The sequence below is a fragment of the Arenimonas sp. genome, assembly GCF_035312645.1.
Lineage (GTDB): Bacteria > Pseudomonadota > Gammaproteobacteria > Xanthomonadales > Xanthomonadaceae > Arenimonas.
This window is the reverse complement of sequence record NZ_DATGBO010000137.1, coordinates 1-8,514: the sequence shown is the minus strand read 5'-3', so window position 1 is coordinate 8,514 and position 8,514 is coordinate 1. Positions and strand designations below refer to the sequence as shown.

At 62.4% G+C, this 8,514-nt stretch carries 9 protein-coding genes and 1 pseudogene; 5 read left to right on the top strand and 5 right to left on the bottom strand.

All coding sequences use genetic code 11. The annotated features are described in order from the left end of the window. The first annotated feature begins 39 nt into the window (after positions 1-39). Both rlmB and VKM35_RS12265 read left to right on the top strand, forming a co-directional pair. Entirely contained in the window at positions 40-795 is a 756-nt protein-coding gene (gene rlmB / locus VKM35_RS12270) for a 23S rRNA (guanosine(2251)-2'-O)-methyltransferase RlmB (RefSeq protein WP_324321304.1), read from the top strand. Continuing rightward, the gene (locus tag VKM35_RS12265) at positions 795-1,064 is read left to right on the top strand and encodes a CBU_0592 family membrane protein (protein WP_324321303.1); all 270 of its coding nucleotides are present in this window, start codon (positions 795-797) and stop codon (positions 1,062-1,064) included. The genes rlmB and VKM35_RS12265 overlap by 1 nt, the downstream gene beginning before the upstream one ends. Positions 1,065-1,194: 130 nt before the next feature. Here the strand turns inward: VKM35_RS12265 and cysK are convergent, their stop codons facing one another. The 4 genes from cysK to VKM35_RS12245 form a co-directional block, all read right to left on the bottom strand. Next, positions 1,195-2,163: a cysteine synthase A gene (gene cysK, locus VKM35_RS12260; RefSeq protein WP_324321302.1), complete on the bottom strand. Its 969-nt coding sequence runs from the start codon at positions 2,161-2,163 to the stop codon at positions 1,195-1,197. 67 nt (positions 2,164-2,230) lie between these two features. Beyond that, on the bottom strand, positions 2,231-2,884 hold the full coding sequence (gene rnt, locus VKM35_RS12255) for a ribonuclease T (RefSeq protein WP_324321301.1): 654 nt from the start codon (positions 2,882-2,884) through the stop codon (positions 2,231-2,233). Positions 2,885-2,983: 99 nt separating this feature from the next. Continuing rightward, complete coding sequence (locus VKM35_RS12250) at positions 2,984-3,499, bottom strand: RNA polymerase sigma factor (protein WP_324321300.1); 516 nt, start codon at positions 3,497-3,499, stop codon at positions 2,984-2,986. A gap of 22 nt (positions 3,500-3,521) precedes the next feature. Continuing rightward, complete coding sequence (locus tag VKM35_RS12245) at positions 3,522-4,037, bottom strand: helix-turn-helix domain-containing protein (protein ID WP_324321299.1); 516 nt, start codon at positions 4,035-4,037, stop codon at positions 3,522-3,524. A 207-nt stretch (positions 4,038-4,244) separates the two neighbouring features. Here VKM35_RS12245 and VKM35_RS12240 point away from each other — a divergent pair, with 207 nt between their 5' ends. The 3 genes from VKM35_RS12240 (at position 4,245) to VKM35_RS12230 (ending at position 7,509) form a co-directional block, all read left to right on the top strand. After that, positions 4,245-4,406, top strand: coding sequence for a hypothetical protein (locus VKM35_RS12240; protein ID WP_324321298.1), 162 nt, complete (start codon positions 4,245-4,247; stop codon positions 4,404-4,406). A 98-nt stretch (positions 4,407-4,504) separates the two neighbouring features. After that, positions 4,505-6,328 (top strand): ABC transporter ATP-binding protein/permease, encoded by a 1,824-nt coding sequence (locus VKM35_RS12235; protein ID WP_324321297.1) that lies wholly within the window; start codon positions 4,505-4,507, stop codon positions 6,326-6,328. A gap of 44 nt (positions 6,329-6,372) precedes the next feature. After that, the gene (locus tag VKM35_RS12230; RefSeq protein ID WP_324321296.1) at positions 6,373-7,509 is read left to right on the top strand and encodes an MvdC/MvdD family ATP grasp protein; all 1,137 of its coding nucleotides are present in this window, start codon (positions 6,373-6,375) and stop codon (positions 7,507-7,509) included. A gap of 155 nt (positions 7,510-7,664) precedes the next feature. On the opposite strand, the pseudogene VKM35_RS12225 reads toward VKM35_RS12230, so the two are convergent. Beyond that, positions 7,665-8,514: pseudogene (locus VKM35_RS12225) on the bottom strand (glycine dehydrogenase (aminomethyl-transferring)); the annotation flags it as partial.

Here is an 8,514-nt window from a genome sequence, read left to right as displayed (position 1 = left end):
GGAGCGAAAGAGCGTCATGAAAGAACGGAACCAACACGCATGAGCAGCAAGGGAACCTGGATCGCCGGCATCAATGCTGTTTCGTCGGCGCTCGAACACGACATCGAAAACGTCCGCGAAGTCCTCATCGAAGCTGGCGGCAAGAATCCGCGCCTGACCGAGATCGAGGAGACCGCGCGGCGGCGTGAAATTTCCGTGCGCCGCATCGCGCTGCAGGCGCTGGATGGCGTCGCCGGCGGCCTGCGCCATCAGGGCGTGATCGCGCGGTACGAGGCGCCGAAACAGATCGAGGAAAGCCAACTGCCGGCGTTGATAGAAGCCGCCGGCGGCAAGGCGTTGATCCTCGTGCTCGATGGCATCCAGGATCCGCACAATCTCGGCGCCTGTCTGCGCAGCGCAGCGGCGGCAGCAGTGACTGCCGTGATCATTCCGAAGGACAAGGCGGCGCCGATCAACGCGACCGTGCGCAAGACCTCCGCAGGCGCGGCCGATCGCATCCCGGTGATCAGCGTGACCAACCTCGCGCGCACGCTGCGGGCGATCAAGGATGCCGGCGTCTGGGTTTACGGCCTCGACGGCGAGTCCAAGGCCGATATCCACGCCACCGATTTCAGCGGCAATGTCGCCCTGGTGTTGGGCGGTGAAGGCGAGGGCATGCGCCGCTTGACGCGCGAACACTGCGACGGGCTGATAAAGATTCCGATGCCCGGCGAAATGGAAAGCCTCAATGTTTCCGTTGCGACCGGCATCGCCTTGTTTGAAGTCGTGCGGCAACGTCTCGGAGCGGCGAAATGATGAGTCTGCAGTGGTTCGATTTCGTCGGCTTCGCCGGCACCTTCGTCATCCTCGCCGCGTATTTCGGCCTGCAGGTGCGCAAGCTCGACGGCCACGGCGCGTTGTATTCGATACTCAACCTGCTCGGCGCTGCCGGCATTCTGGTGTCGGTGGTCTACGCCGAGAAAATGAACTGGCCGGTGTTCTCGATCGAGTTCGCCTGGATCGTTATCAGCCTGTACGGCATCGGCTTTTCGCTGAAACGGCGCTTCGCCAAGCCGACGGTTTGACGGTAGGAGCGTTGTAGGAGCGTTGTAGGAGCGACGCAAGTCGCGAAATGTCGCTGCTTGGAGCGAACTATCGCGACTTGCGTCGCTCCTACATAAGCAGAATCACAAAAGCCAAATCACGGCCGCGCAATCACTTCCCGGCTTCGAATTCCGCCAACCACTCGTCATCCGAGCCCTCGTTGATGCCTTCGAACAGGACGGTGCTGAGGTAGCGTTCTCCGGTGTCGGGCAGCATGGCCAGGATCACGTCGCCGGGTTTGGCGAAATCGCGTGCGACCTGCAATGCGCAGGCGAACGTGCCGCCGGAGGAAATGCCGCAGAAGATGCCTTCCTTCTGCGCCAGTGCGCGCGCGGTGTCGCGGGCGAGGTCATCGGTGACCGGCAGGTTGTGGTCGTAGACGCTGCGATCGAGCACGCCCGGTATCAGGTTCGGCGTCCAGCCCTGGATTTTGTGCGGCGCCCATTCCTTGCCGGCCAGCATCGATGCACCAGCAGGTTCGGTGGTAACGATCTTCGTCGTCGGCCGCGCCAGCTTGAGCATCTGGCCGGCGCCAGTCAGCGTGCCGCCGGTACCCCAGCCCGTGACGAACCAGTCGAGGCGCTTGCCGGCGAAATCCTGCAGGATTTCCGGGCCGGTGGTGTTGCGATGGAAAGCAGGATTGGCTGGGTTATCGAATTGCTGCGCGTAGAAAGCGCCGTGCTTTGCGGCGAATTCCTCGGCGCGCTTGACCATGCCGGTGGCGCGTTCGGCCGCCGGCGTCAACAACACCTTGGCGCCGAGGGCGCGCATCAGCTTGCGGCGCTCGATCGAGAACGAATCGGCCATGATCGCCACGAACGGATAGCCACGCGCCGCGCAGACCATCGCCAGCGCGATACCGGTGTTGCCGGAGGTTGCTTCCACCACCATCTGCCCGGGTTTGAGCGCACCGCTGGCTTCCGCGTCGAGGATGATGCCGAGTGCGAGGCGGTCCTTCACCGAAGACATCGGGTTGAAGAATTCGCACTTCACGTACATCGTCACGCCGGCGGGGGCGAGGTGGTTGATGCGTACGACGGGCGTGCGGCCAATGGTGTCGATAATGCTGTCGTAAAGCATGGCGGACCCCTCGTCTGTGGATGCGCGAGTGTGCCGCAGCCCGGGGGTAAATTTTCGTTATGGCCGCTCAGGCTTCCTGGGGCGCGACGGGTACGGGCACAAAGGCAGCGAATTCCTGCCAGCGATTCAACACCAGGCAGAACAACTGCGCCGTGCGCTCGGCGTCATACACTGCCGAGTGCGCTTCGTCGCCGTCCCAGGGCAGGCCTGCCGCCTGCACGGCGCGGCTGAGCACGGTCTGGCCATAAGCGAGGCCGCCGAGGGTGACGGTGTCGAACGTGCTGAAGGGATGAAACGGATTGCGCTTGTGCTGTACGCGCGCGACCGCAGCGTTGAGAAAGCCGAGATCGAAATGCGCGTTGTGTCCGACCAGGATCGCGCGCTGGCATTCGGCCTTGCGCACCGCGGCGCGCACGCCGTTGAAAACATGGTCGAGGGCATCGCGTTCCGACTTCGCATCGCGGAACGGATGGCCGATGTCGATGCCGGTGATCTCCAGCGACTTCGGATCTATCTCCGAGCCGGGGAAGGGCTCGACATGCGTGGTGATGGTTTCGCCCAGCGCGAGCATGCCGCGGGCATCCATCACGATCGGCACAGCGGCGATTTCCAGCAAGGCATGCCGCGCGGACTCGAAGCCACCGGTTTCGACATCGACAACCACGGGCAGGAAGCCGCGGAAACGATCGACCATGCGCGGCGGAGGCGGGCTGTTGTCCATGCCGGCAGGATAGCAGCCGGGCACCCTGCCGTCGTCGCATCGCGGTGCCATGCAAAGACATGGCGCCGCGCCGCAGCGTTTCCGGAGTTCCCGGCAGAATCAGCAGGCGAAGTATTCGCGGGCGAGGCTGCGGGCGCGGTGCAGGCGGGCCTTTGCCGCCAGTCGAGTCAACCCAAGTTGATCAGACAGTTCCTCGATGCTGAGGCCGTCGAGATCGCGCAGCAGGATGATCTCGCGGTAGTGCGCCGGCAGCGATTCCAGCGCACGGGCGACATCGTGGGCCACGCCCCGGGACTCGGGATAGGACGGACCGACGATGTCCTCGGTGATCGGTACCTGCATCAGCGCGCGCTTGATCCGCTTGTAGCGATTGCACTCGCGTTTGACGATACGAAATATCCAGGACGCGAAGCTTTCGAGTTGCCGCAGGTCCATGAGCTTGCGCGAGACGATGAACAGCGATTCCTGCACGGCGTCCTCGGCATCGTTGACCGGGCAGTGGTACTCGGCATAACGGCGCAGGTCCTGGCGCGAACGCTGCAGCACGCGCTCCAGCGCACCGGCATCGCCTTTGCGGGCAGCGATGAGGTCGTCGTTCCAGGTCAGCGTGTCCATGGCAGTCCGCAGCGCCGGGCCATCAGGAAATGATCGCGCCGAGGGCGCTGCCTTCACGGCGTCGTTTCGGTTGCCGCAACGAGGCCAATTCCTCGACGAGCCCCAGCAGCGCAATTCGCGAATGCGAGGACATTGCTTCCCACGCACCCAGCAGGCGCAGCGCCTGCGGATCGTCGATTGAGCGTCCGTTCGCCGCGGGAATGTCGTCCAGTGGATCGTGACCAAGTTTCATCTGACCGCGGCCGGTGGCCAGCCATTCGTAACTGACGACGCAAAGTTTCGCGAGATCTGCAAGACGATCATGACGGGGATTGGAATTGCTCACGCCCTCCCAATGGCCGACGCAACTGCGATGCACGCCGAGCTGTTGCGCGAGTGCGGATTGGCTCAGGCCGACATGCCTGCGGGCGCGTCGGATTCGGGCGGCAAGATTCATGTGACTCACCAGATTTTGAGGATTGACGATTCTCGCGAAAACGATCGCAAGGCGGCGAACGCTTTGCAACCTGCGTCGAGGGCGAGGGTGAACAATAATCACGTCGCGAACGAAATTCTACAAAAATGTTGCGTATCGATCAGCAGCGGTCGTCGTTGCCGCAAGGATGCGATACATCCGTTGCAGATATTGAACAGCACTCATCACGCGAATCTCGCTGTTCGTCCCAGGCGCCAACAAAGGGTTTTCAAAACAGGCTAGGTTCCTCGGGCGGTCGACGTGACCGCTGTAAATACGGAGCGAAAAGTAATGAGCCACGAAATGGAAACGCGTCTGCTCGGCCGTAAAGTCGCCATCGAAACGGCGCCCAATGACGTCAAGGCCAACACCAACTTTGGTCAGTCGACCTTCACGCGCACCGGCCCGACCCGCGAGATCGATCACGCCGACAACGGTGACCAGATTCCGTAAGGCTTCACTGCGCGGCGATTGATCGCTGCGCATGCTTGCGCCGGGTGCAGTTCATCTGCACCCGGTTTTATTTTTCTCGTGCCATATCGGCGGTGTCGATGGATTTTCCCGCAGCCAGGCCTCCGGTGTCGTTCGTCGGCGTTTTTCGCCGGCTGCTGCCGACCATCTGGCACTACCGCGTCCGCGTGATCCTTGCGCTGGCCTTCGTCGTCGCCGCCAAGCTCGCCAACATCGGCGTACCGGTGTTGCTCAAGCAGCTCATCGATTCGATGAACGATCGATCGGCGCCTCTGGTTGTTCCCACTCTGCTGCTGCTCGGTTACGGTGCGCTGCGGCTGTCGACCTCGATGTTCCAGGAACTGCGCGGCATCGTGTTTGCGCGCGTTCTCACCCGCACTACGCGGGTGATCACCTTGCGCGTATTCGCGCATCTGCATGCCCTGAGTCTGCGTTTCCATCTCGATCGTCGCACCGGCGGCGTGACCCGCGACATCGAGCGCGGCATGGCGTCGATCGCCGACCTGATCGACTGGTCGCTCTACATGATCCTGCCGACCGTGTTTGAGGTCGCGATGGTCGCGGCGATCCTGATCGCGCGTTACGACGGCAGCTTTGCCGTCATCACCTTGGCGACCCTGCTGGCGTACATGCTTTTCACCTATGCAGCGACCGAATGGCGCCTGCACTACTTCCGCACCATGAACGAGGCCGACAGCGAAGCCAATTCGCGCTCGGTAGATTCGTTGTTGAACTACGAGACGGTGAAATACTTCAACAGCGAACGCCACGAGTTCGCGCGCTTCGACAACAGTTTGAAGCAGTTGGAAGAGGCGGCCGTCGTCAGTCTGAAGACTGCGTCGGTGCTCAATCTCGGCCAGGCTGCGATCATCGCCATCGGCTTGAGCCTGTTGCTGTGGCGCGCTGCCGTCGGGGTGGTCGCCGGGCAGATGACGCTGGGCGACATGGTGCTGGTAAACGCTTTTCTGCTGCAGTTGGCAGCACCGCTGAACTCGCTGGGCATGCTCTATCGCGAAATCCGGCAGGCATTGGCCAATATCGAACGCATGTTCGCGTTGCTCGATGAGCCGCTGGAAGTTCGTGATGTGATCGATGCGCCGGCGCTGGCGCTTGCTGGTGGCGGCGTGCGTTTCGAGCACGTGGGTTTCGGCTACCAGGCAGAGCAGGGCATCCTGTTCGATGTCGACTTCTGCATTCCGCCGGGCAAGACGCTGGCTGCTGTCGGCACGACCGGCGCCGGGAAATCGACGCTTGCGCGACTGCTTTACCGCTTCTACGACGTCAGCGCCGGTCGCATTTTGATCGACGGTCAGGATATCCGCAGCGTCACCCAGGATTCGCTGCGCAGCGCGATCGGCATCGTTCCCCAGGACACGGTGCTGTTCAATGAGTCGATCTACTACAACATCGCTTACGGGCGTCCCGACGCTTCGCGCGCGGAAGTCATCGCCGCGGCGAAATCCGCACATATCCACGCGTTCATCGAACGCCTGCCGCTGGGCTACGACACCAATGTCGGCGAGCGTGGGCTGAAGCTTTCCGGCGGCGAGAAACAGCGCGTGGCGATCGCGCGGACCCTGCTCAAGAATCCCGCCTTGCTGGTCTTCGACGAGGCGACTTCCGCGTTGGATACGCGCACCGAGCGGATCATCCAGGGCGAGATCGTCGAGATCGCCCGCGAGCGGACCACGCTGATCATCGCGCATCGTCTGTCGACGATAGTCGATGCCGACGAAATCATCGTGCTCGATCGTGGCCGCATCGTCGAGCGCGGCACGCATCGCAGTCTGCTGGCACGCAACGGGCAGTACGCGACGTTGTGGGCCATGCAACAGACCGGACAGGATGGCAGGGCGGGCGCTGCCGAAAATCCGTCTGCAGATCGCGTCGAAGCTGCGCTCTGACACCTGCTCGCCATTGTCATCATCATTTTTAATACGGAGAAGTCATGAGAACCTTGATCGTCGCGGACCCGTGGGACATCCATGCGCGCGCCGTCGCCTGGGGGCTGGAGAAGGCCGGCGAGGAATCGCTGGTGCTCTATACGCACGACTTTCCGCAGAAGGCCGCCATCAGCATCCATCTCGACAGCGGCCAGACGCGCTCAGGCGCCGCCGACGCGCTTGAGTTTTCCTGCGCGCGACAGCACCGGCCGATGACGCTGGAAGATGCCGATGCGATCTGGCTGCGTCGCTGGTATCAGCCCATCGCCTCTCCTGACCTGCACCCTGCGGACAGCAAGTTTGCGCAGACGGAATCGGGCGAATTCATGCGCGCGACCATGCACATGCTCGACGAAAAACCGCGATTCTGGGTCAACCCGCTGCAGGCAAAGCTGCGCGCCGACCGCAAGCCGGTGCAACTGCTCAACGCCAAGGCGGTCGGCCTGCAGATTCCGCACACGCTTTTTTCCAATGACCCGGAACAGATACGCGGCTTCTTCCGGCGTAATGGCGATCGCGCCATTTACAAACCGTTGACCGCCGCCTGCTGGGTTTCCGAAGACAAATCCCATGCGACCTTCACCTCGGTGTTGAGCGAAGAACTGCTCAGCAACGATGCCTCATTGGCCAACGCGCCCGGCATCTACCAGGAGTTTCTCGACAAAGCGTTCGAGCTCCGGGTCACGGTCATCGGACGTTCGGTATTCGCGGCGAAGCTCGATTCGCAGAAGGACGGCTACTACCTCACCGATTGGCGCGCCAATCAGCTGGACAGCGAAATCCAGTGCGAGGTCTTCCCGCTTCCCGCCGACATCGAGGAAAAATGTTGTGCGCTCATGGATCGCCTGGGACTGGTATTTGGTTGCATCGACATCGTCGTCAAGCCGAACGGCGAATACGTGTTCCTGGAAGTCAACGAGATGGGGCAGTTCATTTGGCTCGAGGACATGAATCCCGCGCTGCCGCTGCTGGACTGCTTCGTGAAATTCCTGGTCAGTCGGGATCCTACGTTCCGCTATCGGGCCGGTAGCCCTGCATGCGATTTTGGCGAGTTCCGCACGTGGATGGAGCGCCAGGCCGACTTCGAGCCCGATGCGACGCGCCACATCGCGATTCCGCGCTCGTACGAGATGCGCGAGTAGTGCGATCGCGGCGTCGGATCGTGGCAGGTGAATCGTCGCCGCGGCCATGATTAGCCGGCGCGCGCGAAAGAAGACGTTTCGGTGATGCAAGAAAAACGCCCCGGGCAATGCCGGGGCGTTTCTTTGTTGCTCGAGTTGCTCTTGCGAAGAGAAACTTACGCTTCCGATTCTTCCTTATAGGCATCGATCGGGATGCAGGCGCACATGATGTTCTTGTCACCGTAGACATTGTCCACACGCGCCACCGGCGGCCAGTATTTCTGCAGACGCAGGCTGGCCAGCGGGAAGGCGGCGAGTTCGCGTGGATAGGCGTGAGTCCATTCGCTGGCCGATACGGCGGTCGCGGTATGCGGCGCGTGCTTGAGCGGGTTGTCCTCGCGATCGAGCTTGCCCTGTTCGATGGCGCGGATTTCGTCGCGGATCTGGATCATCGCGTCGCAGAAGCGGTCGAGTTCGTGCTGCGATTCGCTTTCGGTCGGCTCGACCATCAGCGTGCCGGCGACGGGGAAGCTGAGCGTGGGTGCGTGGAAGCCGAAGTCGATCAGGCGTTTGGCGACGTCTTCGGCGCTGATACCGGTGCTGTCCTTGAGCGGGCGCAGATCGAGGATGCATTCGTGTGCGACCAGGCCGTTGCGACCGGTGTACAGCGTCGGGTAATGCGGCGCGAGACGCTTGGCGATGTAGTTGGCGTTGAGCAGCGCGACCTGCGTGGCGCGACGCAGGCCTTCGGCGCCCATCATCACGATGTACATCCAGCTGATCGGCAGGATGCTGGCGCTGCCGAAACTCGCGGCGCTGACCATGCCAACGGTGGTTTTCTCCGCGTATTTCGCTGGCAGGAAGGGCGCGAGATGCGCTTTCACCGCGCAGGGGCCGACGCCGGGGCCGCCGCCGCCGTGCGGAATGCAGAAGGTCTTGTGCAAGTTGAGATGCGAGACGTCCGAACCCCACTTGCCCGGCTTGGCGACGCCGACCAGCGCGTTCATGTTGGCGCCGTCGGTGTAC

What these genes read in the sequence shown, in the direction of transcription:
- rlmB (WP_324321304.1), top strand. Translation starts at nt 40, where the DNA reads ATGAGCAGCAAGGGAACCTGGATCGCCGGCATCAATGCTGTTTCGTCG.
- VKM35_RS12265 (WP_324321303.1), top strand. Translation starts at nt 795, where the DNA reads ATGAGTCTGCAGTGGTTCGATTTCGTCGGCTTCGCCGGCACCTTCGTC.
- cysK (WP_324321302.1), bottom strand. Translation starts at nt 2,163, where the DNA reads ATGCTTTACGACAGCATTATCGACACCATTGGCCGCACGCCCGTCGTA.
- rnt (WP_324321301.1), bottom strand. Translation starts at nt 2,884, where the DNA reads ATGGACAACAGCCCGCCTCCGCCGCGCATGGTCGATCGTTTCCGCGGC.
- VKM35_RS12250 (WP_324321300.1), bottom strand. Translation starts at nt 3,499, where the DNA reads ATGGACACGCTGACCTGGAACGACGACCTCATCGCTGCCCGCAAAGGC.
- VKM35_RS12240 (WP_324321298.1), top strand. Translation starts at nt 4,245, where the DNA reads ATGAGCCACGAAATGGAAACGCGTCTGCTCGGCCGTAAAGTCGCCATC.
- VKM35_RS12235 (WP_324321297.1), top strand. Translation starts at nt 4,505, where the DNA reads ATGGATTTTCCCGCAGCCAGGCCTCCGGTGTCGTTCGTCGGCGTTTTT.
- VKM35_RS12230 (WP_324321296.1), top strand. Translation starts at nt 6,373, where the DNA reads ATGAGAACCTTGATCGTCGCGGACCCGTGGGACATCCATGCGCGCGCC.